The organism is Bacillus sp. SRI_025, assembly GCF_057592095.1.
This window is the reverse complement of record NZ_JBYEGB010000002.1, coordinates 520,279-545,694: the sequence shown is the minus strand read 5'-3', so window position 1 is coordinate 545,694 and position 25,416 is coordinate 520,279. Positions and strand designations below refer to the sequence as shown.

At 41.3% G+C, this 25,416-nt stretch carries 33 protein-coding genes, 1 tRNA gene and 2 riboswitches; of the genes, 11 read left to right on the top strand and 23 right to left on the bottom strand.

The window, feature by feature from the left end; translation table 11 throughout:
* Window positions 1-193: 193 nt before the first annotated feature.
* Together AC20OE_RS07755 and AC20OE_RS07750 are read left to right on the top strand one after the other, a co-directional pair.
* Entirely contained in the window at window positions 194-1,150 is a 957-nt protein-coding gene (locus AC20OE_RS07755) for a DUF1385 domain-containing protein (RefSeq protein ID WP_039179902.1), read from the top strand.
* Between the two features lie 38 nt (window positions 1,151-1,188).
* Entirely contained in the window at window positions 1,189-1,584 is a 396-nt protein-coding gene (locus AC20OE_RS07750) for an SA1362 family protein (protein ID WP_039179905.1), read from the top strand.
* On the opposite strand, the gene AC20OE_RS07745 is transcribed toward AC20OE_RS07750, so the two are convergent.
* From AC20OE_RS07745 to AC20OE_RS07735, 3 genes are all read right to left on the bottom strand, one after another.
* A complete protein-coding gene (locus tag AC20OE_RS07745; protein WP_047202281.1) occupies window positions 1,581-2,456 on the bottom strand; it encodes a patatin-like phospholipase family protein in 876 nt (291 codons plus the stop codon). The two genes, AC20OE_RS07750 and AC20OE_RS07745, sit on opposite strands and share 4 nt — an antisense overlap.
* Before the next feature lie 104 nt (window positions 2,457-2,560).
* Window positions 2,561-2,995 (bottom strand): transcriptional regulator MntR, encoded by a 435-nt coding sequence (gene mntR / locus AC20OE_RS07740; RefSeq protein ID WP_003215946.1) that lies wholly within the window; start codon window positions 2,993-2,995, stop codon window positions 2,561-2,563.
* Window positions 2,996-3,080: 85 nt separating this feature from the next.
* Complete coding sequence (locus AC20OE_RS07735; RefSeq protein WP_039179911.1) at window positions 3,081-3,917, bottom strand: lipoate--protein ligase family protein; 837 nt, start codon at window positions 3,915-3,917, stop codon at window positions 3,081-3,083.
* 219 nt (window positions 3,918-4,136) lie between these two features.
* On the opposite strand from AC20OE_RS07735, the gene AC20OE_RS07730 reads away from it, so the two are divergent.
* On the top strand, window positions 4,137-4,517 hold the full coding sequence (locus AC20OE_RS07730) for a rhodanese-like domain-containing protein (RefSeq protein WP_039183198.1): 381 nt from the start codon (window positions 4,137-4,139) through the stop codon (window positions 4,515-4,517).
* Window positions 4,518-4,561: 44 nt separating this feature from the next.
* On the opposite strand, the gene gcvPB is transcribed toward AC20OE_RS07730, so the two are convergent.
* From gcvPB to gcvT, 3 genes are read right to left on the bottom strand one after another with little or no spacing between them, the layout of a single operon-like run.
* Window positions 4,562-6,022 (bottom strand): aminomethyl-transferring glycine dehydrogenase subunit GcvPB, encoded by a 1,461-nt coding sequence (gene gcvPB, locus AC20OE_RS07725; RefSeq protein ID WP_039179914.1) that lies wholly within the window; start codon window positions 6,020-6,022, stop codon window positions 4,562-4,564.
* On the bottom strand, window positions 6,015-7,361 hold the full coding sequence (gene gcvPA, locus AC20OE_RS07720; RefSeq protein WP_041086157.1) for an aminomethyl-transferring glycine dehydrogenase subunit GcvPA: 1,347 nt from the start codon (window positions 7,359-7,361) through the stop codon (window positions 6,015-6,017). The genes gcvPB and gcvPA overlap by 8 nt, the downstream gene beginning before the upstream one ends.
* Before the next feature lie 16 nt (window positions 7,362-7,377).
* A complete protein-coding gene (gene gcvT, locus AC20OE_RS07715) occupies window positions 7,378-8,475 on the bottom strand; it encodes a glycine cleavage system aminomethyltransferase GcvT (RefSeq protein WP_039179920.1) in 1,098 nt (365 codons plus the stop codon).
* Window positions 8,476-8,574: 99 nt separating this feature from the next.
* A riboswitch (glycine riboswitch) is annotated at window positions 8,575-8,668 on the bottom strand.
* A 3-nt stretch (window positions 8,669-8,671) separates the two neighbouring features.
* Window positions 8,672-8,778: riboswitch (glycine riboswitch) on the bottom strand.
* 248 nt (window positions 8,779-9,026) lie between these two features.
* Between gcvT and AC20OE_RS07710 the strand changes: the two genes are divergently transcribed.
* The 4 genes from AC20OE_RS07710 to sinR all read left to right on the top strand — a co-directional run bounded on the left by AC20OE_RS07710 (window position 9,027) and on the right by sinR (window position 12,225).
* On the top strand, window positions 9,027-10,697 hold the full coding sequence (locus tag AC20OE_RS07710; protein ID WP_099663438.1) for a DEAD/DEAH box helicase: 1,671 nt from the start codon (window positions 9,027-9,029) through the stop codon (window positions 10,695-10,697).
* Window positions 10,698-10,711: 14 nt separating this feature from the next.
* Window positions 10,712-11,509 carry a YqhG family protein gene (locus AC20OE_RS07705; protein ID WP_039179926.1) on the top strand — a complete coding sequence of 266 codons (798 nt, stop codon included), beginning with the start codon at window positions 10,712-10,714 and terminating at the stop codon, window positions 11,507-11,509.
* 182 nt (window positions 11,510-11,691) lie between these two features.
* Complete coding sequence (locus AC20OE_RS07700; RefSeq protein ID WP_073206269.1) at window positions 11,692-11,856, top strand: anti-repressor SinI family protein; 165 nt, start codon at window positions 11,692-11,694, stop codon at window positions 11,854-11,856.
* Window positions 11,857-11,889: 33 nt separating this feature from the next.
* The gene (sinR, locus tag AC20OE_RS07695) at window positions 11,890-12,225 is read left to right on the top strand and encodes a transcriptional regulator SinR (protein WP_024422969.1); all 336 of its coding nucleotides are present in this window, start codon (window positions 11,890-11,892) and stop codon (window positions 12,223-12,225) included.
* Window positions 12,226-12,292: 67 nt separating this feature from the next.
* Here the strand turns inward: sinR and tasA are convergent, their stop codons facing one another.
* The 3 genes from tasA to tapA are packed head-to-tail and all read right to left on the bottom strand — an operon-like array spanning window position 12,293 to window position 14,302.
* A complete protein-coding gene (gene tasA, locus AC20OE_RS07690) occupies window positions 12,293-13,093 on the bottom strand; it encodes a biofilm matrix protein TasA (protein WP_039179929.1) in 801 nt (266 codons plus the stop codon).
* A gap of 57 nt (window positions 13,094-13,150) precedes the next feature.
* The gene (sipW, locus tag AC20OE_RS07685; protein WP_047202287.1) at window positions 13,151-13,723 is read right to left on the bottom strand and encodes a signal peptidase I SipW; all 573 of its coding nucleotides are present in this window, start codon (window positions 13,721-13,723) and stop codon (window positions 13,151-13,153) included.
* 51 nt (window positions 13,724-13,774) lie between these two features.
* Window positions 13,775-14,302: an amyloid fiber anchoring/assembly protein TapA gene (tapA, locus tag AC20OE_RS07680; protein WP_487268781.1), complete on the bottom strand. Its 528-nt coding sequence runs from the start codon at window positions 14,300-14,302 to the stop codon at window positions 13,775-13,777.
* Window positions 14,303-14,601: 299 nt separating this feature from the next.
* Between tapA and AC20OE_RS07675 the strand changes: the two genes are divergently transcribed.
* Window positions 14,602-14,880 carry a DUF3889 domain-containing protein gene (locus tag AC20OE_RS07675; protein ID WP_231120214.1) on the top strand — a complete coding sequence of 93 codons (279 nt, stop codon included), beginning with the start codon at window positions 14,602-14,604 and terminating at the stop codon, window positions 14,878-14,880.
* Between the two features lie 33 nt (window positions 14,881-14,913).
* Here the strand turns inward: AC20OE_RS07675 and AC20OE_RS07670 are convergent, their stop codons facing one another.
* The 9 genes from AC20OE_RS07670 to AC20OE_RS07630 all read right to left on the bottom strand — a co-directional run bounded on the left by AC20OE_RS07670 (window position 14,914) and on the right by AC20OE_RS07630 (window position 20,181).
* Window positions 14,914-15,108 carry a YqzE family protein gene (locus tag AC20OE_RS07670; protein ID WP_024718846.1) on the bottom strand — a complete coding sequence of 65 codons (195 nt, stop codon included), beginning with the start codon at window positions 15,106-15,108 and terminating at the stop codon, window positions 14,914-14,916.
* A 59-nt stretch (window positions 15,109-15,167) separates the two neighbouring features.
* Complete coding sequence (locus tag AC20OE_RS07665) at window positions 15,168-15,551, bottom strand: competence type IV pilus minor pilin ComGG (protein WP_039179939.1); 384 nt, start codon at window positions 15,549-15,551, stop codon at window positions 15,168-15,170.
* The gene (gene comGF, locus AC20OE_RS07660) at window positions 15,548-16,078 is read right to left on the bottom strand and encodes a competence type IV pilus minor pilin ComGF (RefSeq protein WP_257218391.1); all 531 of its coding nucleotides are present in this window, start codon (window positions 16,076-16,078) and stop codon (window positions 15,548-15,550) included. Before comGF ends, AC20OE_RS07665 begins: the two co-directional genes overlap by 4 nt.
* On the bottom strand, window positions 15,987-16,304 hold the full coding sequence (gene comGE, locus AC20OE_RS07655) for a competence type IV pilus minor pilin ComGE (protein ID WP_487268780.1): 318 nt from the start codon (window positions 16,302-16,304) through the stop codon (window positions 15,987-15,989). The genes comGF and comGE overlap by 92 nt, the downstream gene beginning before the upstream one ends.
* Window positions 16,288-16,734, bottom strand: coding sequence for a competence type IV pilus minor pilin ComGD (comGD, locus tag AC20OE_RS07650; RefSeq protein WP_039179947.1), 447 nt, complete (start codon window positions 16,732-16,734; stop codon window positions 16,288-16,290). The genes comGE and comGD overlap by 17 nt, the downstream gene beginning before the upstream one ends.
* Entirely contained in the window at window positions 16,727-17,020 is a 294-nt protein-coding gene (comGC, locus tag AC20OE_RS07645) for a competence type IV pilus major pilin ComGC (protein WP_024422977.1), read from the bottom strand. The genes comGD and comGC overlap by 8 nt, the downstream gene beginning before the upstream one ends.
* Window positions 17,021-17,036: 16 nt before the next feature.
* Entirely contained in the window at window positions 17,037-18,077 is a 1,041-nt protein-coding gene (gene comGB, locus AC20OE_RS07640; protein ID WP_039179950.1) for a competence type IV pilus assembly protein ComGB, read from the bottom strand.
* Window positions 18,058-19,128 (bottom strand): competence type IV pilus ATPase ComGA, encoded by a 1,071-nt coding sequence (gene comGA / locus AC20OE_RS07635; RefSeq protein ID WP_084096410.1) that lies wholly within the window; start codon window positions 19,126-19,128, stop codon window positions 18,058-18,060. The genes comGB and comGA overlap by 20 nt, the downstream gene beginning before the upstream one ends.
* A 177-nt stretch (window positions 19,129-19,305) precedes the next feature.
* On the bottom strand, window positions 19,306-20,181 hold the full coding sequence (locus AC20OE_RS07630) for an STAS domain-containing protein (protein ID WP_039179956.1): 876 nt from the start codon (window positions 20,179-20,181) through the stop codon (window positions 19,306-19,308).
* A 98-nt stretch (window positions 20,182-20,279) separates the two neighbouring features.
* On the opposite strand from AC20OE_RS07630, the gene AC20OE_RS07625 reads away from it, so the two are divergent.
* Window positions 20,280-20,350: transfer RNA gene (locus AC20OE_RS07625), tRNA-Gln, on the top strand.
* A gap of 55 nt (window positions 20,351-20,405) precedes the next feature.
* Here AC20OE_RS07625 and AC20OE_RS07620 read toward each other — a convergent pair.
* The gene (locus AC20OE_RS07620; protein WP_007501232.1) at window positions 20,406-20,786 is read right to left on the bottom strand and encodes a Spx/MgsR family RNA polymerase-binding regulatory protein; all 381 of its coding nucleotides are present in this window, start codon (window positions 20,784-20,786) and stop codon (window positions 20,406-20,408) included.
* Between the two features lie 215 nt (window positions 20,787-21,001).
* Here AC20OE_RS07620 and AC20OE_RS07615 point away from each other — a divergent pair, with 215 nt between their 5' ends.
* A complete protein-coding gene (locus tag AC20OE_RS07615) occupies window positions 21,002-21,244 on the top strand; it encodes a DUF2626 domain-containing protein (RefSeq protein ID WP_003217440.1) in 243 nt (80 codons plus the stop codon).
* 47 nt (window positions 21,245-21,291) lie between these two features.
* Here AC20OE_RS07615 and AC20OE_RS07610 read toward each other — a convergent pair whose 3' ends face one another.
* On the bottom strand, window positions 21,292-21,930 hold the full coding sequence (locus AC20OE_RS07610; protein ID WP_487268779.1) for an MBL fold metallo-hydrolase: 639 nt from the start codon (window positions 21,928-21,930) through the stop codon (window positions 21,292-21,294).
* A 157-nt stretch (window positions 21,931-22,087) separates the two neighbouring features.
* Here AC20OE_RS07610 and AC20OE_RS07605 point away from each other — a divergent pair, with 157 nt between their 5' ends.
* Window positions 22,088-22,261, top strand: coding sequence for a DUF2759 domain-containing protein (locus AC20OE_RS07605; protein ID WP_003217333.1), 174 nt, complete (start codon window positions 22,088-22,090; stop codon window positions 22,259-22,261).
* A 187-nt stretch (window positions 22,262-22,448) separates the two neighbouring features.
* On the opposite strand, the gene AC20OE_RS07600 is transcribed toward AC20OE_RS07605, so the two are convergent.
* The 3 genes from AC20OE_RS07600 to AC20OE_RS07590 form a co-directional block, all read right to left on the bottom strand.
* A complete protein-coding gene (locus AC20OE_RS07600) occupies window positions 22,449-22,763 on the bottom strand; it encodes an MTH1187 family thiamine-binding protein (protein WP_034319597.1) in 315 nt (104 codons plus the stop codon).
* Window positions 22,764-22,839: 76 nt separating this feature from the next.
* Window positions 22,840-24,093 carry an MFS transporter gene (locus AC20OE_RS07595; protein WP_047202298.1) on the bottom strand — a complete coding sequence of 418 codons (1,254 nt, stop codon included), beginning with the start codon at window positions 24,091-24,093 and terminating at the stop codon, window positions 22,840-22,842.
* Between the two features lie 155 nt (window positions 24,094-24,248).
* Window positions 24,249-25,373, bottom strand: coding sequence for a M14 family metallopeptidase (locus AC20OE_RS07590; protein ID WP_059374629.1), 1,125 nt, complete (start codon window positions 25,371-25,373; stop codon window positions 24,249-24,251).
* Between the last annotated feature and the right edge of the window lie 43 nt (window positions 25,374-25,416).

Sequence of the window (25,416 nt, the reverse complement as noted above, 5' to 3'; positions counted from 1 at the left end):
AAAATGTCATGAAAAAAAAGGATTTCCATGCGTGAGTGTAAAATTTTTAAAACAGGGTATACTGGCTAAAAAGAGGTAGATAGAATTCTAGTAGATAATCGACCTGTGCGCTAGTGATTTCCCCTCAAATCCTGTACAATAAAGGTATAAGGAAATGCATGTAAATTACAGGAAACAGGCAGGTTGATGAAATATGTCCAATCAAACAAAACCTCCAGCTTATGGAGGGCAGGCAGTTGTCGAAGGTGTCATGTTCGGAGGTAAGAAGAACTATGTGACAGCGATTCGGCGAAAGGACCAGTCCATTGAGTTTTTGAAGCTTCCCCGGACCTCCAATAAACGAACCGCCTTTCTCAAGAAAATCCCCTTTGTCAGGGGTGTTGCTGCACTTGTTGAAGCAAGCGCAAACGGCAGTAAGCACTTAAACTTCTCCAGTGAGCGATATGACTTAGATCCTTCTGAAGATCATACTCTTGAAAAAGAACAAAAAGGCTCGAAATTATCCATGATTTTCGGCATTGCTGTGATCGGAGTTCTCTCTCTTCTCTTTAGTAAATTTGTCTTTACCCTGGTACCTGTCTTTTTAGCAGAGCTTGTGCGTCCCATCTTTTCAGGGAATTTCGCACAAATCGCAGTGGAAACATTCTTTAAATTGGTCCTTTTATTAGGCTATATTTACTTTATTTCCATGACCCCTTTAATTAAAAGAGTATTTCAATATCATGGGGCAGAACATAAAGTCATAAACTGCTATGAACAGAACCTTGACATCACAGTGGAAAATGTCCAAAAGCAATCCCGTCTGCATTATCGATGCGGCAGCAGCTTTATTTTATTCACTGTCATTGTTGGAATGTTCGTCTATTTACTCGTACCGACAGATCCTTTATGGGTGAGAGTTCTGAACCGCTTGGCGCTCATTCCGGTTGTTCTGGGCATTTCATTTGAAGTGCTTCAGCTCACGAACAAACTCCGAGAAGTGCCTGTACTTAAAGTGCTTGGCTATCCTGGCCTTTGGCTGCAATTGCTTACAACAAAAGAACCTTCTGACGATCAAGTCGAGGTAGCCATTGCAAGTTTTAATGAACTTCTTCGTTTAGAGGAAGCATCTCTAAAACAAGCGTCAGATTCTGCTCATCAAGTGATCTAACTTATAAATCCGGTAAATTCCTTCGGAGGTGGACAGTTATGAATCGCCGAGTACATCCTGCTTTTACCATTATTTTCGCTTTAGGTGTTTTGGGATTTGTGTACTTACTCACAACGAACCCAGGCAGACTTTTTACAATGCTGCTGTCTGTTGTGATCATTGGAGCGGCCCTATTTTTCCTATTTAGATGGCTGATGAATCGAAGAACTGGAACAGAAGGCAATCTTTATCGCAAAGCAGTCAAACAATCAAAACGTCGCTACCAGCAGCCTAAACCAAAAACGAAAAGCCAGATGAAAAATCGGGTCACTCATTTGCGAAGCGTGCCGACTGACCACAAGTCTAAGCCCGTCCTTCTCAAAAAGAAAAGCCAAACACATTTGACTGTGATTGAAGGCAAGAAAAACAAAAAGAAGAATCGCGCCTTATTTTAAAATGTCCAGCTTTTTAAAAATTGCTCGGCCTTCTGTCTACCTAGATCGACGAGCGCCTTTTTCTTTTCTGTCATGAGTTGAAAATCAGTGGCAATGACGTGTTCTACAGGAATAAAAATAATATGACGTTCGTGTTTTGTGGCGATATGTCTTTCGTCATGAGCACCACGCATCGTTTCAAAAAGAGCGCCAAACAGTTCAAACGCATTGCGGATGGAGTGTTGTGGGCGTTCTTTTTCGTTTGGCGTTAATGTGACACCGACGAACGGTCTTTTTTTCTCTTCTGCAAACAGCCAAATTGGAAAGTTGCTAAGCACTCCTCCATCTACAATGGTACAAATGCCTTTTGAAGACTTCAGTTTGACAGGTTCGAAAAAATACGGCAGGCTGCAGCTCATTCGAATGGCCCTCGCCACGGAAAACCGCTCTGGATTCAAGCCATATGAAGGAAGGTCGTCTGGCAGTACGAGGATTTTTCCATTCGTTAAATCGGACGCAACAATTTTCAGCGAATCTTTTTTGAGGTCTCCAAACACGGTGACCCCTTTTCGTTTTAGCACATCAGTCAGCCATTTTTCCAGCCGGTCTCCTTTATAAAGACCAAGACGCCAGTAAATGGATACCCACCTAAGCATTTTGAACGGGATGAATTGACATCTTCTATCAAGCAATTGATGCTCATCCATTTCATCTAAAAGCTCCCGAATTTCCTGGCTTGTAAAACCTGCTGCGATGAGTGAAGCAATGATTGCTCCAGCACTTGTACCAGCAAGACGGACAAATTGAAATCCTCTCGCTTCAAGCGCTTCATAGGCACCAGCAAGCGCTGCCCCCTTAATGCCTCCACCTGAGAACACACCATCTATCTTCATCAAGGAGCCCCCTTTGATTTCACGCTAATAATAGTGTAGGAGCATTTGCTTTCAATTAGAACTTTAATCAAAAAGGACACCCATGCTAAGGGTGTCCTTTTTGATTAAGATTCTTGATTTGTTTGTTCGTTTTTCTTTTGAATCGCTTTCAGCTGAACAGATCGCTCATCGTTTTCTTCAAAAAATTGAACGAGATCGCCGATGCGGTCAATGCTGTTCCAGCTGAGATGATGTTCAATGCCTTCTACATCATCATAAATTTTCTCTTCATCTACACCAATGATTCTTAAAAATTGCTCCAGCAGTTCATGTCTGTATACGAGACGTTTTCCAATTTTTTTGCCTTTCGGGGTTAAAATTAGACCACGATACTTCTCATAAATGAGGTATTCATCTTTATCTAGCTTCTGAACCATTTTTGTTACAGAGGAGGGATGGACAGCGAGTGCTTCTGCAATATCAGAGACTCTGGCATATCCTTTTTCTTCTATCAGCATATAAATTTGTTCAATGTAATCTTCCATACTAGGTGTAGTCATAAAACCCCTCCATAATGCACCTTTACTTAATAATCAACCCAATTCTACACCATCGTTCATTAAAAAACAAGGAGTGTCCATCGTCTTAACGCTTGTAATTCCAATCATCTGAGGCATATTTCGTTTTGGCGAGATGATGGACAAACGCTAATTCTTCATCTGTCAGCTCATAAGGTTCAAGCTCAATATTTAATCCTTTTTCAAATCCTCTTTTAAACGCAACACGCGCATCGTCTATCGTACAAGTTCGGTCTGAGATTTCATTGATGGCAACCGCTTTGTTTTTAAAGCTTCGCTGCATCCGCTCTCTTACCCGGTCGTTAGGATAAAGGAACAAATCGAATAATTTATCCTCATCAAGGTCAATTAAAATAGATCCATGCTGGAGGATGACACCTTTTTGTCTCGTCTGAGCACTGCCCGCTACCTTTCTGCCTTCTACAACAAGCTCGTACCAAGAAGGGGCATCAAAGCATACAGAAGATCTTGGATTCTTTAAGCTTTCCTTTTCTTTATCTGTACGAGGAATGGCAAAATACGCATCGAGTCCCAGCTCTTTAAATCCTTCTAAAATGCCTTCTGAAATGACGCGGTACGCCTCTGTCACCGTTGCTGGCATTTCTGGATGTTCCTCTGACACAATCACGCTGTAGGTCAGCTCCTGGTCATGTAGTACTCCTCGTCCTCCGGTTGGTCTGCGGACAAATCCAAGACCATAGCGCTTGACAGCTTCTAGGTTGATTTCTTTTTCAACGTTCTGAAAATACCCAACAGATAATGTCGCCGGATCCCATCCATAAAAGCGGATAACAGGCGGAATGAGCTTCTCACTATGCCAATAAAGCAAGGCTTCGTCCATTGCCATGTTAAAGGCAGGGTCTTGGTTTCCTGAATCAATGAAACACCATTTCTCTTTTTGCATATAAAATCCCTTCTCTTTTACGTAGTCAATGTTAGATGATGGTGGTGACCACCGGTTTTCTCTCTTCATCAGTCTATCAAATAGGAACGGAATTGAAAATAATTCTTACCATTTATGATGACAAGTTTCTTATGCTTTACTATAATAGTATTTGTCTAAAACGTACCATCAGACAGGCTACTGTGCTGATGCTCAAGAAGGAGTCGAGTTGTATTGTCAATGTTCAACTATATCGTCCTCTCACTTTGTGGACTTTTTGTTCTTTATTCCATCGGCAGCTACATTTATCAGCAGCGCATTATGAAAACGCTGACGGAAGCAGAATTTATTAAAGGTTACCGCAAAGCCCAGCTCATTGATGTGAGAGAGCCAAATGAGTTTGAAGGCGGACATATTTTAGGGGCAAGAAATATCCCTCTTTCCCAACTAAAGCAGCGCAAAAATGAAATACGTCCTGACAAGCCTGTTTACCTCTATTGCCAAAATAACTTTAGAAGCGGAAAAGCAGCCCAAACTTTACGTAAAAATGGCTGCCGTGAGATTTATAATTTAAAAGGCGGCTTTAAAAAATGGGGCGGCCGCATTAAAACGAAGAACTAACAAAAAAGACTCTGGGAGCATGATTCCCCCTGAGTCTTTTTTCTTTATTTTCTTTCAAAAACGAGAACGGGATTCCGAGCGGCCTTTGTTTCGTCCATACGTTTCACGACGGTTGTATGCGGCGCTTCCTGCACCACTTCAGGATTCTCTTCTGCTTCTTTCGCAATTTGAATCATTGCTTCGATGAATGCATCAAGTGTTTCTTTTGATTCTGTTTCGGTCGGTTCAATCATGATACATTCCTCTACATTGAGCGGGAAGTAGATCGTTGGCGGATGGTAGCCGAAATCAAGTAATCGTTTGGCAATATCCAGTGTCCGCACACCTAATTTTTTCTGACGTTTACCTGAAAGGACAAATTCATGCTTACAGTGACGATCAAACGGCAAATCATAATGAGCACTTAAGCGGCGCATCATATAGTTCGCATTTAACACGGCATTATCGGTTACAGCCTTTAAGCCGTCTGGCCCCATAGAGCGGATGTACGCATAGGCTCTGACGTTAATGCCAAAGTTGCCATAGAATGGCTTCACGCGCCCGATTGATTCCGGACGGTCATATTCAAAGTAAAAACGACCTTCCTTCTTTACAAGCACCGGCTTTGGCAAATACGGAATTAAATCTTTTTTAACGCCAACTGGACCTGAACCAGGACCTCCGCCTCCGTGTGGGCCTGTAAAGGTTTTATGAAGATTTAAGTGGACAACATCAAATCCCATATCTCCTGGTCTTGCTCTACTTAAAACCGCATTCAAGTTGGCTCCGTCATAATAAAGTTTACCGCCAGCTCCATGAACGATTTCAGCCATTTCTAAAATGTTTTCTTCAAAGAGGCCAAGTGTATTCGGGTTTGTAAGCATTAAAGCAGCTGTTTCTTCATTAACAACGCGGCGTAAATCTTCTAAATCAACAAGCCCGTTTTCATCAGATGCGACAGTAATGGTTTCAAATCCAGCGACTGTCGCAGATGCCGGGTTCGTTCCATGAGCAGAATCAGGCACAATGACTTTTGTACGCTGATGATCTCCTCTTGCTTCATGGTACGCACGGATCATCATGAGTCCCGTCCACTCGCCATGTGCTCCTGCCGCAGGCTGTAATGTCACAGCGTCCATCCCCGTAATTTCTTCAAGATGTTCACCTAGATCGTATAGTAATTCCAATGCACCTTGTACAGTGTCTGCCTCCTGTAGTGGATGGACCTGCGAGAAACCTGCAAGGCGTGCAACCTTTTCATTAATCTTTGGATTATATTTCATCGTACAAGAGCCAAGAGGATAAAATCCAGAATCGACCCCATGATTGCGTCTTGATAATGCTGTATAATGACGCATAATATCAAGCTCAGATACTTCAGGGAGCTCAGCATCCTCATCACGGATGTACGTCTTATCAAATAAAGACGGGATCTCCTGTTCAGGTACATCTAAATCAGGCAGGCTGTACCCAATTCTTCCTTCTTTAGATAATTCAAAAATAAGCGGCTGATCTTGTTTATTCATGGCGATCCCCCAATTCCTTGATAAACGTATCAATTTCTTCTTTTGTTCTCAGCTCTGTCACGGCTACAAGCATGTGCTGCTCAAGCTCTGGGTAGTCTAGCCCTAAGTCGTAGCCGCCGATGATTCCTTTTTCAAGCAATCGTTTATTGGCTTCTTTCACAGGCTCCTGTAACTTGATCACAAATTCATTAAAATGAGCCCCTTCTACATCCGCCTGCAGTCCATATTTTTCTGCCTGCGTCTTGGCATAATGGGCTTTTTGCACGTTTTGATAGGCGATGTCTTTTATGCCTGTTTTCCCTAGTGCCGTCATGGCAACAGAAGCAGCTAGCGCATTTAATGCTTGGTTCGAGCAAATATTTGACGTCGCTTTATCTCTTCGAATGTGCTGCTCACGCGCTTGAAGAGTCAGGACAAATCCACGAACACCATTTTCATCTTCTGTCTGCCCGACTAAACGACCTGGCACTTTTCTCATCAACTTTTTCGTCACAGCAAAATATCCGCAGTGAGGTCCGCCAAATGCCGCCGGGATACCGAACGGCTGCGCATCACCAACGACAATGTCTGCCCCAAGTTTACCAGGCGGCGTCAATAGCCCGAGTGCGAGGGGATTGCTAGAGACAATGAACAGGCTTTTTCCTTTATGTGCAATGGGTTCAATGTCTTTTAACGGCTCGACGACACCAAAAAAGTTTGGATATTGCACGAGAACTGCTGCTGTATCATCGCAGACGGCCTTTTCCAGTGCAGCTAAATCTGTCTGCCCTTTTTTCGCAGGCACTTCAACAACTTCAATGTTTTGTCCTTTGGCGTATGTTTTCAGCACCGCTCTTGATTCAGGGTGAACCGTTTCAGAAACCACCACTTTTTTCTTCTTTGTGTGTCCCGCAGCAAGCATTGCCGCTTCTGCTAGTGCCGTCCCGCCATCATACATTGAGGAATTGGCTAGATCCATACCAGTCAGCTCAGCAATCATTGTTTGAAATTCAAAGATCGCTTGCAATTCACCTTGTGAAATCTCCGGCTGATAAGGTGTATACGCTGTATAAAATTCAGAGCGTGAGATAACATGATCGACAATGACAGGCTGGTAATGATCATATACACCAGCACCAAGAAACGATGCATAGGAAACTGTATCCTTATTCTTTGCAGCTAGCCGGGATAATTCCCTGACAAGCGCTGTTTCAGATGCGGCTTCTTTGATGTTGTATGCTCCTTTGAATCTCACCTTCTCTGGGATATCTGAAAAAAGCTCATCAATCGACTGAACGCCGATGACATCCAGCATTTCTTTCTGATCTTGCTCTGTTTGCGGCAAATATCTGTGCTTCATCCTCTATTCCCCCTCGTTATTTGGTTCTTTTATAAAATGGTGTTGTGACGATTTTGGCTTTTAGACGCTTTTTGCGAACCTGTACTTCCACCTCTGCCCCAAGCTCCGCTTCTGAGGTTTCGATCAAAGCAAGCCCGACATTTTTCTTTAATGTTGGGGATTGAGTGCCCGTTGTGACAAACCCAACCTGCTTTTCTCCTGAAAAGACTGGATAATCTGTACGCGGAATCCCTTTTTCAATCATTTCAATGCCGACAAGCTTTCGCTTCAGTCCCTCTTCTTTTTGTTTTTTAAGTGCTGCTTTTCCGATAAAATCAGCTTCTTTATCCGTTTTGACAGCAAAACCAATTCCGCCTTCTAATGGAGAAATATCCTTTGTCAGCTCCTGGCCATAAAGCGGAAGCCTTGCTTCAAATCTCAAGGTATCACGTGCACCGAGTCCGCACGGTATTAATCCTTTTGGCTGCCCCGCTTCTAATAAAGCGGACCAAAGGTGGACCGCATCTTCTGACTGGCAGTAGATTTCAAAGCCATCTTCCCCTGTGTAACCTGTTCTAGAAACGAGCACTTCTTTATTTGCGACCTCAGCTTTTGATAAAAACGTAAAAGGTTTAAGCGATGTCACCTCTTCATCCGCCACCTCTTTGATGATGTCAGCAGCAAGAGGTCCTTGAAGCGCTAGCAAGGCGGTTTGATCAGATATATTTTTGATCAATACGTCATCCTTCTCTTGGTGCTTCAAAAGCCAATCCACGTCTTTATCGATATTTGATGCGTTGATGACAAGTAAATAGTGGTTCTTTTCTTTTTGGTAGACGAGCAGGTCATCTACCGTTCCGCCATCTTCATAACACATGGCTGTATATAGTGCCTTACCGTCTGTCAGCTTAGACACATCATTGGTTAATAACCTTTGTAAAAAAGGAAGGGCATCTTGACCTTTGACGTCCACCTCACCCATGTGAGACACATCAAAAAGCCCTGCTTTTGTTCGAACAGCTTCATGTTCTTCTTTAATGGAAGAAAATTGGACAGGTAATTCCCAGCCCCCGAAGTCAATGGTTTTTGCGCCAAACGTTTCATACGCATGAAAAAGCGGTGTTCGTTTCAACATCAATCGTTTCCCCCTTTTTTTAGTGCAAATGCAAGCTGAATTTTCAGAAAAAAATCACAGCAAAAAAGGACAGAGCGCTCCCTTTTATCAAAAAGAAGTCTCTGTCCTTGCACCTGAAAGTTTACAGCACAACATCATTGTGCGTTTTCCCCTTTGGTGGTTTGCTAAAACGATCAGCAAACACTCTCCAGAGTTGCGTCCGGTAAGAGTACTTTTGCCTGAGAGATTCACTGAATCATTCAGCTTGCTCCTTCGGCGCCTGCCAGTGCAAAATAACCGCCAAGTCTCTCCCCATACCATCATCCGCTCATATTTTTCACATTTATTGGACATACTATCAAAATGGGTGACTTATTTTCTAGATCACTTATCAACATCCTACCATTAGAAATGGATGGAGAGCAACAGAAAAATCATTAACATTTTTAAAATAACCTTTCGATATCGTTCGCTTTTATTCATATATCTAGTCTTTTAGAGACCTCTTAAAAAATGAAGCGTTTAAAAACAGAACAATTTATCAGATCCTACTAGAAAGGCAGGCGACCACATTGAATATTCAAACGATTTTTGATCAGGAATGGGCAAATGAATTTCAGCAGCGGCTTTCATCAGACGGCCCCTGGGCGAACTGGGATATGTATCGATTAGCGACGCAGGTTCAAAAAGTCACAGCCATTGATTCATTCGAGGGGCTGCAAGCTCCTGCGCACCTGCCTGCATTCACACCTTTACAGCACCAGCTCGAAGTAGCCAGAAGAGTCGTAGAAGAAATGAATGGGAAAGCCATTCTAGCAGATGAAGTGGGACTGGGTAAAACCGTAGAAGCAGGACTCATTATCAAAGAATACATGATTCGTGGACTTGCCAAAAAAATTCTTATTCTTGTCCCCGCCTCCCTTGTATCTCAGTGGGTACAGGAGCTGCGGACGAAATTTTATATTGATGCTGTTGAACAAAAAAAGAGCTATGTGTGGGAGCAGTGCGACGTTGTCGTTTCTTCCATTGACACAGCCAAAAGACAGCCGCATCGAGACACGATTTTATCGATTGCCTACGATATGGTCATTATCGATGAAGCACACAAACTGAAAAACAATAAAACGAAAAACTATGAATTTGTGAGAAACCTGAATAAGAAGTTCTGTCTGCTGCTGACAGCGACACCTATTCAAAACCGGATCGGAGAAATATTTAATCTCGTTTCCCTTCTGAAGCCGGGCCACCTAGGAAATGAACATCAATTTAAAGATATCTTTGCCAAAAAGGACTTGCAGCTTGAAGACCATGACCGATTAAAACAGCTCGTCAATAAAGTGATGATTCGAAACCGAAGACAAGACACAGGCATCGAGTGGACAAAACGACATGTCAAAACGATTTCCATTGATTTTTCTCCGACAGAACAAGCATTGTATGATGAAATCTGCAAGCTGAAAGAGAATCCGTCTTATACAAAGCATATGTTTTCCATTATGACCTTGGAACGAGAATGCTGTTCAAGCCGTGAGGCAGTTTATATGACGATTAAAAAAATGCAGGAAGAAGAAAAGCATATTCTCGGCTCTTCTGCTATAGCGCAAATCATGGAGAAAATCAATCAAGTGGAGCAAAACTCAAAGGCGCTTGAAGTGGTCAAACTCATTCAACAGTTAAATGAAAAAGTCATTATTTTCACCGAATACCGCGCAACACAAATTTATTTACAATGGTTTCTACAGCAAAATGGCATTAGCTCCGTGCCATTTCGTGGCGGCTTTAAGCGGGGTAAAAAAGATTGGATGAAAGATTTATTTAGAGAACGGGCGCAAGTGTTAATTGCTACAGAAGCTGGCGGCGAAGGGATCAACCTTCAGTTTTGTAATCAAATCATTAACTACGACCTCCCGTGGAACCCGATGCGTTTAGAACAGAGAATCGGACGTATCCACCGCCTTGGCCAAGAACGAGATGTCCACATTTACAATATGTCAACAAACGGAACAGTTGAAGAGCATATTTTAAAGCTTTTATATGAAAAAATTCAGCTGTTCGAAAACGTCATAGGCGATTTAGATGATATTTTAACGAGAATTGATATTGAAGAAGTCGAAACAGAGTTGCATCAAATTCTCTTCCAGCATGAATCTGATGGAGACATGAAAAAGAAATTAACCCAATTTGCTTCTCATTTAACTGAAGCACAAACACCACTTTTAGAAAAGAGACAGCAGGGCTCATAAAGGAGAGTTGATCAATGGAGCAGCATGACATTCACACCTTTCTTCTCCGTTTTTTCAAGGCGAATCAATGCAGCATATTAGAAGAAAGTGCAGGACATATGACCGTACAGCTGACAATCGAAATGGATAAATTGATTATGAACCGTCCTTTTTATTGGCACTGGCTTGAAAAAACTGGCGGTGTACCTGAACCGCGGCAATTGACTTTCATCACAGATCAAAAAAAAGCGGGTGATACGGTCAGTGGTGAATTCATCCATTTCGGCTCCCCCCGGTTATTTCAAATATTTGAGGCGGTCAAACAACAGGGCCGTTTTATCCGGCTTTATGAACGAGTCAGCCCGCTCACGAACAATCAAATCGCACTTGAGCCATGGCTTGGTCTCAATGTAAAAATTTCTTACCTTGCAGACCGGAAGAAGGATAAGCTTTTATCATTAGGACTCCATCTTATACGCGGAGAAGTCATTGAACAATTTCAAGAAAAGCTGGAAGCTCGTGAGCTGTCGTCTCAAATTCCCGATTATTGTTTTACGATGAGTACAATGATTAAGCCAGAAAGCGGAATCAAACGGCTCTACAGCCTTATGGAGCGTTATGCCCATGAGGAGCCGGACGACTGGGCAGTGCGAGCCGTTCAAAAATGGAAAGAAGACTCCGAACTTTTAAACCAATTTTATGAAGGGACTTCAGACACATCTGTAGAATATGAAATAGAAAGGCAAGCACTCAAAACTTTATACGAACCAAAAATCAGTCTTACGATTGAAAATGGCGGACTTTTTTACTTACAGCAAAAAAGAGGAGGTTGACCCATAGTCCCCTCCCCTTTTATGTGACTTACAATTTTCGATCAGTCTAAAGCTAAGTTTGTCTGTTTGTATTGGGCGGAAACATGACGCAAGCAAACTATGAGGTCTTACCACCTATGTCTTTCCATTTCATGCGTTAAGTGCCTGAAATACATGATTCAGTATTTTAGGAGGGTATTTGTATGGAAAAGAAAACGAACAAATTAGACAGTGAATGGGTTCAATTATTACGTGAAGCTCGCAAGGCAGGACTAACAGTTGAAGAAGTCCGTCATTTCCTCAAATCAAATGAAAAGTCCTCTGAGTCTCCCCCTCTGGTAAGAAGTCATTCTATCAAACCTTTCTGAATGTGCTATAATATCGAAAGGAAGGTGATGACATTGATTGGCCAGCGTATTAAACAATACCGCAATGAAAAAGGCTACTCACTATCAGAACTGGCCGAAAAGGCTGGGGTAGCGAAGTCTTATTTAAGCTCAATAGAAAGAAACTTGCAAACAAACCCCTCCATTCAATTTCTTGAAAAAGTCTCCGCTGTTCTGGACGTCTCGGTTCATACACTTTTAAACGAAAAAGATGAAACCGAATACGATGGTCAATTAGATAGTGAATGGGAAAAACTAGTTCGAGATGCAATGACATCAGGGGTTTCGAAAAAGCAATTTCGTGAATTTTTAGATTATCAAATCTGGAGAAAAAAGCAAGAAGAGGAGTAAAGCGCACGTTTTAGCGCATACTCCTCCAATTGCTATGCAGATCTTGATATCAGCCTAAAGACTGGCTTTATTTTTTATCTTCGCTGTGTGCTTTTTCGTTTTCTTTCACGTAGCCTTTTTCATCCGTATGCTTTTTTGGATTGATCGTTAAACCATTCCACTGAGTCGCTTCGAAGGAAAGATCAATTTGAATCGCATCGCCTTGGTATTTATTTTGGATATAGTGACCAGCTTTATCCTTCGTCTGGTCATTGATAAATTCAATGGTCATTTCCACTTTATCGTAATCAAACGGATTCTTTGGAATGCCGTCATACTCTGGAGCCACTGTTCCATCAACAGTTGCTACATTAATTTTCCCACTTTCATGTAAAAACTTCTCATCGACGGCATGACGAAGCTTTTCAAATGCGGTCTGATCCTGTTTTGACGTTAATTGATGCAAGTCAAGCAGGTTTGCATGGTCTAAAATAATGTTTTTCGGATAACCATTTCCACCTTCGGCTCCAACCGTCAGAACACTCACCTGAAACTGACTGAGAAATTCTTCAGCTGTATTCTTACCGCCATTCTTCGCGGAAGATCCATCTGTAAACTGGCTATAATCAAGACTCATCAGCACTTGGTTTATCGCTAGTGATCCCTTATTATCAAAATGAAATTCTTTCTTGATCCGATCACCAGGTTTTAAGTTCGAAAGGTTGATGGCGCCGGAGTTCTCTTTAGCAGATAAATCCAGCTCTCCTGTCGAGTAGACCGCATTTGCCTTTTCAAAATCATTAAACGCCGCCCATGTTCCCCCGCCGATTAATGCAAGACCTAAAGCCCCTGATAATACACCTAAACGAATTGATTTCTTCATTGCCATGAATAATAAACCCCCTAATATTTTGTTTTATTGAAACCTGATTAGGTTACAAACGATTTAAGCTTGTTCCTCTGACATATGTACATCAGCCGTGTGTCTACGGTGTTTCGCTGCGCCCACAAAATGAATGGTTGAATAAACAAGCAGCATGACACCCGGTATAATAAGGAGCAAAGCAGTTCCAGCTGATGTCCCTGCATACGAAAGAAGCTTTCCTGCATAAGGAATGTTCACTCCCATATACTGCGCAGTCACCTGATCCGCTTTTACCAGCGTGCCGTCCTGATACATATTATTGTCACCCTTCGTCTCAAACGCTTTATTTGCATCCTTTCCCTTCACCCCAACAATTCGGTGGGTCACAAAGGACTGATCCTGCTTTGTTTGGAACGTAATAATATCTCCTTTTTTGAGCGTCTCAGGTGAGGCGACCTGCTTTACAACAATCAGTGACCCAGCTGAAAATTCTGGTTCCATCGAACCTGATAATACTTGCTTCAATTGATAACCGAAAATCTGAGGTTCTCCTCCTGTTGTTCTTGATGACAACACGACAATAATTGAGGCTATCATCACCGTGAACACCACCACATAAAGAATACTTCCAGACATCTTCATCCATTTTTTCATGATCCCTTCTCCCCTTCGCCTATCATTTCTCGATTTAAAAGACAGCTCCATTTAGGACGCCTTTTCTTGACACTTTGAGAGCACCATCTGTTTAGACCAAAAGTACGCCTGATCAGATGCGCCAAATCCTTTAGAATAAAAGATTTTAAATGCATAGATTCCATTTGTTTTTGCTTTATCTGTCGTGACAGTCGCTGTTTCTTGCGACAATAGGGACTTTATGGAGCCCTTTTCAAGAATATGACCATCTTGTAATGGCTCCTGACCATTTCCCACTTTATGTAATTCCCACTTCCATTCAGAGTACGCAATAGGCTGTCCACTATTTTTTAGTGTCATGCTCAGCCTTTGAGGTGCGCAGACTGTTCCTTCGATCATCGTTTGATCGACAAGCTCCAATTGACTTCGATCCCATTTTTTAGGCTGACAATGCTGATCTGTCTGTTCAAAGTTTTCACATGTTTTCATTACAAAATTTTTGTGCTCGACATCGTTAAAAGAGGCATTCGTGGGTGTCATGAGGAAAGATGTCAACATCAAACAAATGGCACAAAAAAGGACAAAGAGCGACTGTTTCATTAATCCCTTCAACTCCTTGAACGGTTGTTCTTTAAAAAGAACGATTATATACAGTATAAGGAAATACCTATAAAACCCAAAACGTCAAATTAGTTCATTTTGTTCTTAAACAAGAACCATTGCGAGAAAATTCTTCCATTTTCTCATTCTTTCGCCATATTCAATATTTTTTTGTGTGACATTTGTACTTCTTAAAACTTACATAAAAATGTAGGATTTGGTCAGGATATGAAGAGGTGAGGTGATGTTAAGTGAAATATGGAAAAATCATAATCATGCTCAGTTTACTGCTGAGTCCTATGATGCTAGACGTCAAACCTGTGGATGCGAGAGGTTTGACTGCCGCCGCAGACCAATGGGAAACGCGAGCAGTCAAAGAAGCCAAAAAAAGATACCCGCTAACGCAAGTCTTATTTAAACAAAAAGTATGGGACCGCCACCGCGATAAGGAATCTGTAAAACAGTATCATATTACGTTAAAAGACCATACAAAGGAATTTGGGGTGTTTGTCACCATTTCCTATAATCCTTACTCAAATAAGGTGAATAAAGTGATTGTTGTGGAGGAATACAACTAAAATGGCATAAAAAAACCGCCTGCTGGCGGCTTTTTACTTTCGTCGATGTCGCTGACGTTTTTTAAGCATCATGGAGAAGCCAAACGGCAGAACCCCAAATAATCGCTGTGAAAACGGCGGTTTTGTTTCCATTTTTTCTTGTTTGTGTTCCTTCCGTTCGTCTCGTGGTGTATTCATATATTTAATGATTTCCTGCGTCATATATTTTACATAGTCATTTGTTTTCAAGCAAATTCACCTCTTCTTCCTTCAAGTGTTACCAGAAAGAGGATGATTTTATACACTGGCTAATCAGGGTTTGCCCATCTCATGATTTCATCGGTCTTCCAATCCAGCATCAGCTCCCGCTCATCGGATAAGCCATCCTTTGTTTTCACCCTCACCAAAGCGAGGACACGTTTTTTCTGTTGATCGCATTTCATCTGCTTCAGTGTCACATGCCCTTCTTCTGTATCAATATAGATCTTCTGCTTTTCACAAATGCGTTTTACTGAGCTGGCAGCTTCACTCACACCCACCCTAAAAAGATGCTGTTTTTTATAAAAAGAAATCGTGAGCTCTGCACTTCTCAGCTCTTTTTGAAAGCCCATCGTTATCGCTCCTAGGATCAAGAGAAAAAATAGGATCACAGCAAGCACATGCGGATAGATAAACCCTTCCTCTCTTTTCACGATTTAGGAACCACCCCTTTATATGTGAAAAAAACGGCTTCATGAACCTTACCAGATCCATCTGTGACTTTCAGGATGGCTCTATGCTGACTCGTTCTCACCTGAAATTGTTTCACCTTGTGCAATAAAGGAAGATGTCCAGCTTGATCCGTACGTTTTCGAAGCATCTCTTGATATGGCTCAATCGTTACCACTCGCCCTTGATCAGATACATACTCTAACGCATTACCTCCTTGCACCGATCGAACTGCCGTTGCACGGCTTAATTCCTCATCTAATTGCAGGACAGTTTGTTTCCACTCCATTTGTGAAAATCGGTTAATCTCTTCAAAAGGAAGGGCTTTCTCAGCTGTTGAAAAGATCAGTACAGAGCCAAAAGAGAGGAACAAAAATAGCTGCAATTGCCACAAAGCCTGGACAAGGGTAAAACCTTGTTCACCGTTCCGCAACCTGGTGAAAGCATATGGTCTGCTTTTTTTGTAAGTTGTATGATACACATCCCTTCTCTTTACTCCAATTGAATACATATGTGTTGTCGCCTCGCTTCTTTTTGACAGACGATTTTGTACCCTTTATGAATGCTTCATTCATCTGTTCATGTAAGATTTGGTAAGCTTCAAGTTTGGCTCTTACTTCCTTTTTCCCCAGCATGATTTTTTCATAGGCCGGCATAATCACAAGGGCTGCAAATAGGAAGATATGACAAGCAAACAGCGTTTCAATCGTACTAAACCCTCTATTGCTTTTGAACATGGATTCGCCCGCTTCCTAAATAAATCGTGAGTTTATACGTTTGACTGTCAAATTCGACAATGAGAGATCCACCGCTGCTTGGATGTCCATTTTCATTAAAATAGATACCTTGCGAGAATGTAGAAGTTTTGATGCTGCCCTTTTTATGCTGATAAGAAGCAATGACTTCGTTACTCTTTTGATCTATTACCTGATAAGATACATGCGGCGGTTGGATCTCAACATGCACACGTGTTTTTTTGATAAATGCAGTATATGATGCCAATTGAAGATCTTGTTTCATGAGGTTTACTTGTCTTTTGGCTTCAGCGCTTACTATTAAATTTGGGATTTTCATTCCTATGATCGACAATAGAATCGATAGAACTAGTAAGATCATTAGCTGCTCTATGAGGGTAAAACCCTTCTCATGTAAAAGTAATTTATTCATGCTTCACGTTGCCGTTTTGAATGACAATCGCTTTTCCATTAGGACAGGTTAATCCCTTTTTAACATAACCTTCTTTTTCTAACTCAGCTAAAGATGGCGTCTTCCCATCATGCTCCAATTCATACGCCATCACTTGTGTGCTGACCATTGATTTGAGCCCTTCACAGCCCTTTGCTTGAATTGCTTGGTGATGACGTGTGATATTCGGTATGGTAATGAGTAAAAGAATGGATATCACGAGCATGACAATTAACATTTCTAACAGGGTAAACCCTTTATCATTCATGTCTTTGTCCTCCTTCTTACACTTGCTCCATTAGTTGATACATTGGTAAAAGAATAGATAAATATACGATGAGTATAAGAAGTGCCGTCACACCATAGATCACCGGCTGCAGCCAAGACATCCATTTTTCAATTTTCAGCTCTGCATTCTCTAATAGAAATTGGCTGTACGTGTACATTTCTCTTGCTAGCATCCCGCTTGCTTCACCATGTTTGATGATGGCTGCAAAATGTTTTTCGAAAAAAGGACTCTCACTTACTTGATGTGCCATGCTTTCTCCTTTTCTTAACTCATCCATCATTTGTTCACCTATTTCTTGAAGAAAAGGTAAGTAGCTTTGCTGTTTAAAAGCTTGCAAACCCTCGTACATCGATAATCCAGCCTGAAGCAGTCCGCTTAGCTGAAGAGAAAAAAGGTATGTATGCATCAGCTGCATCCCTTTATATAAAAAAGGCAGCTTACTCATCACCCTCAATTTCTCAAGCGTCGACTTTTTCCTAAAAAACAAAGCATAATAGCCGGTAAGACAAATACACAGACAACTGGTGATGAGCAGAAAAGCATGAAGGAATTGAAACATTCCAAACATTCCTTGAATCAGCCAAGACATGCGGGTATCCATCGATGAGTACAAAACAGAAAATTGAGGAATGATCATATTCTGAACGAGTATCAGCACGACCAAAACCGTGAAGATGAGGAAGAGCGGGTAACGCAACATGCGTTTAAACGTGTCTAACTGCTTGACTTTTTTCTCTAAAAAACGGGCGCTTTGTTCTAAAGCACGGGCTAGACTGCCATGCTTCTCAGAAAAACATAGTATGGCGATGACTTCCCGCTGAAAATGGAGTCGCTCGAGCACCACATAAAAAGGCTCGCCTTCGTGCAGCCACTGAATACCTAGTTTTAATTGCTGCCGCTGTTGTTTTGATAACTGGATATTCACCATCACTAATGCCTCAATCAATGTATATCCAGCCTGAATTAATTGAGCCAGTTTTGATAGGCATTCAGCTTGGTCCTTTTTAGACCATACTTTAGAGGCTCGCTTCTTCATAAACCCAGCGATGGTAAGTGTTTTTTGATAAATAGCCGAGTGCCACTCCTTTACGAATTAATCTTTGCAGTGTTTCATATGACGAGTGAGCATATTCTCCTTTAGCCTCCTTGATACACTCACCAAGCTCTTTTCCGAATAGCAGTTCAAATACATTTGTTCGTCTGATCGGTCGATTTAATTTACAGTAAAGCTGACATGTTTCTCCGCAAAAAGGACAGGTGAGCTCGATTAATCGCTGGGCAGCAATCGCAACCATTGTTTGCTCAAGTTCATTCATCGTGACACCAAATTCAAGCATACGATAAAGGGCTCCTTTTGCATTTTTTGCATGGAGCGTACTCAATACTAAATGGCCTGTCAGTGCTGCTCTAATCGCCGTTCTGGCCGTTTCAGCATCTCTTATTTCTCCTAGCACAATCATATCTGGATCATGTCTTAAAATAGCGCGTAATCCTGCGGCATATGTGATGCCGGCTTTTTCATTTACTTGAACCTGTAACACTTCTTCATTTCTTGTTTCCACAGGATCTTCAAGCGTAATAATATTTCGGTTGAAATTCTTTTTTGCAAACTGGATCAGTGAATAGAGGGTTGTTGTTTTCCCAGAATTGGTTGGACCGGTAAATAAAATAAGCCCATGCGAATGCTTCAAAAATGACAATAACCTGGCTGAAGCTTTCGGAAATAGTGACAGGTGTTTTATTTTCGGAACATGATCCTGCGGCAATATTCTAATCACTAAACTCTCATCATTTACAGTTGGTAAGGTAGACATTCGAATAAACACCTGGCCGCTTCTTAGCACCACAGCTAATGACCCATTTTGCGGTCTCCTTTTTTCCCCGATATCCATAGAAGATAAAAATTTAAAATGAGCAATGAGCCGCTCGCCGGTTTTTTTATCAATGGTTCGCTGCTGGATTAAATCTGAGTCTACGCGGAAAGATACCAACGCTTCCTTTTCTTTTGGGACAATGTGCACATCAGATGCTCTCATGCGGCATGCTTCTTCTAGCAGCTCTTGCCTTAAATATTCAATCCCATACAAGTGGATCACTCCTTTCATTGATCACATTGTAGAATGGAGGAACCTGAATGACAAAAGAGCATTTTATGATTTTCATGACTAATAAAGCATGAAAACCCTCAACTCAAGATGCATCACATCATTTTTTAGAAAAGAGCATATAAAAAAACCTGACTTTTACAAGTGCAGGTTTCTTCGTCATGATGTGGCTTCTTGCTGCTGCTCTTCAAAAATGCGAAATCCTCTTTTTTCTAAAGCTTTTGCAAGGCTGTGTTCTGTATTTACTTTTGAGAAATCAATGCCGAGTTTCACTACAGTTTGAGCGATCTCTGGGCGAATGCCTGATATAATCGTCTCAATTCCTAATAGCTTCGCACTATCGACCACTTTAAACAGCTGATAAGCAACCATCGTATCAACAACGGGAACGCCAGATATATCAATAAATAAGTGCGTTAGGCGCAGTCTTGAAGCCTGTTCTAGCACGGATTCCAAAATGATTTTAGCCCGGTACGTATCGATTTCTCCGATCAATGGCAAAATCCCGATTTCCTTTGATACTGGAATAACAGGGGCACTCAGTTCTTGAATCATCTCTCTTTGTGCATTCAGCTGACTGAGTGTCACGCGGTCATACTCTTCTGATAAACGCTCAATCATATCATCAAATGTGGCGTGAAAGTGCTGATTCCACTGACACACATCTTGCAGCGTCACTTCAAGCTCTGTTTCTTGGGTGAATGTCTCAATTCTCGAACAGAAAATGTGGCGGAAAATCTTAAATTGTCCAATGATCTCATATAACGGCACCTCGTGCACTGCTCGATCACGAGCAATATCAACAGACCACTTTTTCAAATGGTTTTCTACTTTGTCTGACAGTGTCACAAGTGTTGCTGCAATGGTTTGAATAAACGCTGTGTTCTGTTCCTTCAGCTTCTTTTCCGTTTCCTCTGAAGCATGTTTAGAATATAATGAGCCTTCTTCTGTTCTTGTCTTTAGCCATTCTTCGGTCATGACAGGGGCTTCTTTTAGGATAAATTCGTATAATTGCTTTGATTTTTCATTTTTCATTTACTTCTTTCGCTCCTTTTGCACTTAAAACTCGTGACATACAATTTTTATGTATAAATGACCGTAGATGGTGAACAATATCATTACACGTTTGATATTGGGCTATAGCCAAGTGGTAAGGCAATGGACTTTGACTCCGTGATCGTTGGTTCGAACCCAGCTAGCCCAGTTCAGCACAAAAACGAAGACGGCTGAAGCATGTTTCAGCTGATCTTCGTTTTTTATTAGGAAACTGATTGATGAATCGCTTTCTTTTTTGATATTTTCATGAGTTCTCCTGGATTATAACCAACTACTAATTTATTTCCATCAATGATGATTGGTCTTCGAAGCAGTTTTGGTTTTTCAATGAGAAGCTGCAAAACCTCGTTTACTTTTAAGTCATTAATATTTAAATTTAAGCTTTTAAAAGCTTGACTTCTTGTGGCTAAAATTTCATCCATTCCTTCTGTTGTTAAAGAAAGAATCTTTTTTAATTCATCTAGAGTTGGCGTTTCTCTGAAAAGGTGACGCTCTTTAAAATCAATTTGATTCGCCTTTAACCAATGTTTTGTTTTGCGGCAAGACGTGCAGCTTGGGTATGAATAAAAAGTAATGTCACTCATTAGTCTTCCTCCTTAGGTCGTTAACCTTTTCTCTTATGGAGTAAGTACCCTCATGTTTTTCAGCATAAACACTTTTTCTTCACTTTTTCAAAAAATTTTTTTCTACATTCAAAATAAATTGTTCACACGTTGTCAAAAATGTAAATGTTTACATAACAAGTGGTGATCAGCTATAATATGATTCAAAGGGGTTTTTTTAAAGGGGAGGGAAAGAAATGAATCGCATGTTCCGCGTGCTTGGCTTTTGGACGGGTATTTTTGCTGTCATGTTCTATTTAGGACATATGAAAGATGCATCGCTGCTGTTCTTCGGTCAAACCGTTCTTTTTGTATTTTTATCCTACTTGAATCTATCCGAAAGAATGTATATTTACATTTTCGGAGCGTACTTGACGATTTTCTTTGCCGGATTTACATATTATTCGATTTTCATCATGGTTCCCGGTACCGGACATTAATTGAAAAAAGCATCTCTTCTAAAGAGATGCTTTTTTCATGCCTGCAATTAAAGAGAAAAACCATTAATAAACGGATTTTGCTCCTGCTCTGTCAGCACAGTGGTTTCCCCGCCATGCCCGCTTAATACAAGAGTTGATTCTGGCAAGGACAATAATTTATGATGGATTGATTGAAGCAGCACTTCCTGACTGCCGCCTACTAAATCTGTTCTCCCAATGCCACCTTCAAATAGCGTGTCACCAGAAATAACAAAGCCCTCTTCCGCCGAATAGTAAGACACACTGCCAGGTGAATGCCCAGGTGTATGGAACATTTCTAATGTAAACGATCCAATTTGAAGAGTTCCTTCTGTCGTAATCAATTTTTCAGCTTCTTTGACCGTAATTCCATTTCCAATCAATCGAGCTGAACCGTTTAATTCAGCGTTCGTGAGCCATTCTTTTTCATTTTCGTGTACATACAGCGGCACTCCCCACTCTTCGCGTACCTCATCTGCCGCACCAATATGATCAAAATGAGCATGTGTTAATAAGGCAGCAAGCGGTGTGAGCTGTTTTTCTTTTACATAGGAAATCAGCTTTTGCGCTTCGCCGCCTGGATCAAAAATTAAGCATTCTCCCTGCTCGTTTTTCCAAATATATGCGTTCGCTTGTACATAGCCTAGTGGCATTCTTCTCCAATTCATTTTCATCACCTACTTTATTGATTCTTTTTTATTATGAAGGCTATTCAATAAAAATTCAAACAATCGTCAACTGGAATCTACTCGACAAGCTTTATGAAAACGGTTAAAATGAAAAGAAAGGAAATCAAGGGGATTGATGACAAAGGGGGACTTTCACATGATGCTCGTCATTATTTTTGGTCTAGTCACGATTTTAGCTGCGCTCGGTATCTATCGCTCACTAAAAAAAGTGAACGTACTTGCCATCGCTTTTGCTGGCGCTACATTTTTGGTTTTTGGATGGTTCACTGTCATGACCATCATCTATAGCGGTTATCCAACTGCACATTAAAAGCCTGCATCTAGCAGGCTTCAGATTGTTGACAAAGGGCTAAAATGATCTTGATTTAGCCCTTTGTCTTCTTTTCAGCGTGATAGAAAACCTTTGAAGTCTAGGAAGGACGAGCACCGGAGCGCAGCCCTGACACCGAATGCGAGGGTTTGTCTACACGCTGAAAGCCTGCTTATAGCAGGCTTTTTTATTGATTTAAATGCTTATTCACGCTTTCTAATTTGCTTGTAAGCGTTGTGGTTTGATCCCGCCTGTCATCGATGCGAATATTGGTCGCTACTCGGTGCAATCCCTTTTCAAAAGGGGCTTCATGAATGCGCTGAATGACCTCAAATAAAATGGATAATTCGCCTTCAATTAACGTATTCATCGGTGTTAATTGATATTTGATTTTCCCTTCTTGTTGAAAGCCTTCTAAAATTCTTTGTACATCTGCTACGTAAGCACTGACACTTGGTGTTTCAGTGCCTATCGGAATGATGGTGACGTCTGCTATAGCCATCGTTTTTCCCCTTTCAATCAAATTCTCATGTTTTCTCGTCCTCATTGTAACCTATCTTCAATCAATCATGCCATGCTCACGTTGCGTTTACGGCAGGTTTGTCTCGTTCTATCGTCAAATCCGCCCTCTCTACCTTTCCGATCTTTGTAAACAAAAGCAGGCATATACCTGAAACAGCTTCAATGATGCCGCCAGCCGCAATGACATACCCAGACCCAAACAGTGTTGCCATATAACCGCCAATGAGGGCGCCTAAAGGAATCATCAAGAAGGAAATCATGTTGATAATCGCGTACACTTGCGGCTGATCCTCTGCCTTTACTGACAATTGAATCATCGTATGTTCGGGTACGTTAACTGCACTAATGGCTGCTCCTAAAGCAAAAGCTGATATAAACACAAGTGGTAACAATGCGTTCATACCTGTGATGAAGAAGGCGATTCCATCAACAATCCCAGCACCTATAAAGAGCAATCCATACCGATTCACTTTTATCTTTGTTAAAACAAACCCCATCAAAAAGGCGCCTAGTGCGGTTGTGACTTTGATGAATGAATAGACGACCGGTCCACTATGTAAGTCTTCAGTTAAATAAATAACAGACAATGCTTCCCATGGTGCCGCAGCAAAGTTTGAGCAGACACAAAAAATGGCTAACGGAAACAAAATATGATGGCTTCTAACAAGTGAAAAACCTCGAATTAATCTTTTGCCATAAGATAATCCTTTTTTGGCTTTATCGATGATGGCTTCTGTTTGATATGAAATCATGAACACCAATAAAGCGGACAAAAGATAAAGAGGAATGATCACAAGCATTGTATAGCCTACGCCTACAAATGCAATCATGACACCACAAATCGTTACCGTCACAAGTCTTACGACATGACTTGCTGATTGGATGGTTGCATTCGCCTTTTGTATGAGGTCCTCATGGACAAGCTTTGGAATAATCGATACAGATGCCGGTTCGTAGGAGCCTCCCGTCGCCGAATGAAGCAGCATGCAGCCAATGATGAGGACTAATGGTGTGAAACCATAAAAGTAACTAACCACGATCACAAGAATAATCGCTCCTCGTGTTAAATCAGCAAAGCACATCCAAAATTTCAATTGATGCGGCTTCATCATAGGCGTAATAAATGGTCCAACAATCGCTTGAGGGACAAAGCTGACCGCAATAAAAAAAGCTGTCCCTATTGCTCCTTTCCCTCCTAGTACCAAAAGCCACAAGATGGTGTTGAAAGATAAACTATCCGCTGTAATTTTGCACATTTTAGAAACAAATAGATAAGTAAAATTTCTTTTCCACAGGCTTTGAGCACTCAATAGTCGACATCTCCCTAAATCATATCCTTTTTTTTACATCCATATCTTTCACAATAGCTTACAAGAAAGCCTTCGTCAATTACTTCAACATTGTTTTTATTGACCATAAGCAATTGATTGTTGCTCCAATATGAAAAAGCACCAGACAGGTGCTTTTAACACTTACACGCTTCCCATAAAAGCCGCTTTGTTTTTTCATAAATCGAATCAAATTGATCCATGGAAAGAGGATTTTTCCCTAGACCAAGCTCAACTGTATAGCCCTCATTATGAAATTGATAAATAAACCAATCGCGATAGCCTGCATAGCTGTCGAGATATTGGATCGGTTTGTAGCCGCTCACTTGTTCGAATCGTTTGACCATTTCTTTTGAGATGGCTGGCTCATGGCCAAGAAAACCCCAATAAATCTCTTCTCCTTGTGTATGAAGGGCAATCAGCCGGTCAAATCGTTTTCGCAGCGCAAGATTTGCCATCGCTTTCGCTTCTGGTTCTGTTAATGGCTCGCGCCCAGGATAATCCCGGTAGGACGGTGCCTTCGACTGATGACGATAGTACTCGATCTCCCAATAAGCAGGGAATTGATTGTTTAAATCCACCCCTCGAATATTTGCTTTCCATTCCCGGTAATCGGAATATCCACCGTTTAGTAGTGTGAATTCTTCACGATGAAGACCTAGTGACTCCGGTCCATTACGAACCAAATCCACTCCATCTGGATTGACCATTGGCACGATGGATAAAGCGGTGGTCTGCAGAATATGAACCGCTTCATAATGTCTTGCCTGAACCGGGTCAGACGCTGCTAAGCAAAGCGATTTCAACCATTTTAATAAAACAGACGTCGTGATCCATTCATTTGCATGAAATGTGGCATTGAGATGAATAGAATGTAAATGCTGAACAGGCTCTGTTCGGATTTCATAAATAGGTGTATCAAGCACTGAATGACCAATGACGCTGATATGAAGAAAAGGAAATACGGCTTTCAAGCGGCTCAGCTCTTCTTCTAATTGAGCGCTATCATATTCAAATGTTCCATTGATCCAATCATCGGATTGCTGCAGTCTATAAGGCGCAATAAATTTCTGCACATCACCGATGGAATCAAATTCATGGACTCCTTCTGGAAGTCTATATCCCGGTAAAAGAAGGTCATCAGTGCTTGTTTGATTAGATAAATGAAAAGCAGCTTTGCCAATACCAAGCTGCTTTGCCACAGCATCCCTCTCCGCTTCATCCAGCTGCCATTCAATTTTTCCAAACGACGTTGTCTTCATTTACATCCCTCCTCTCATATTATATGAGCCGTCAGGCAAAAAA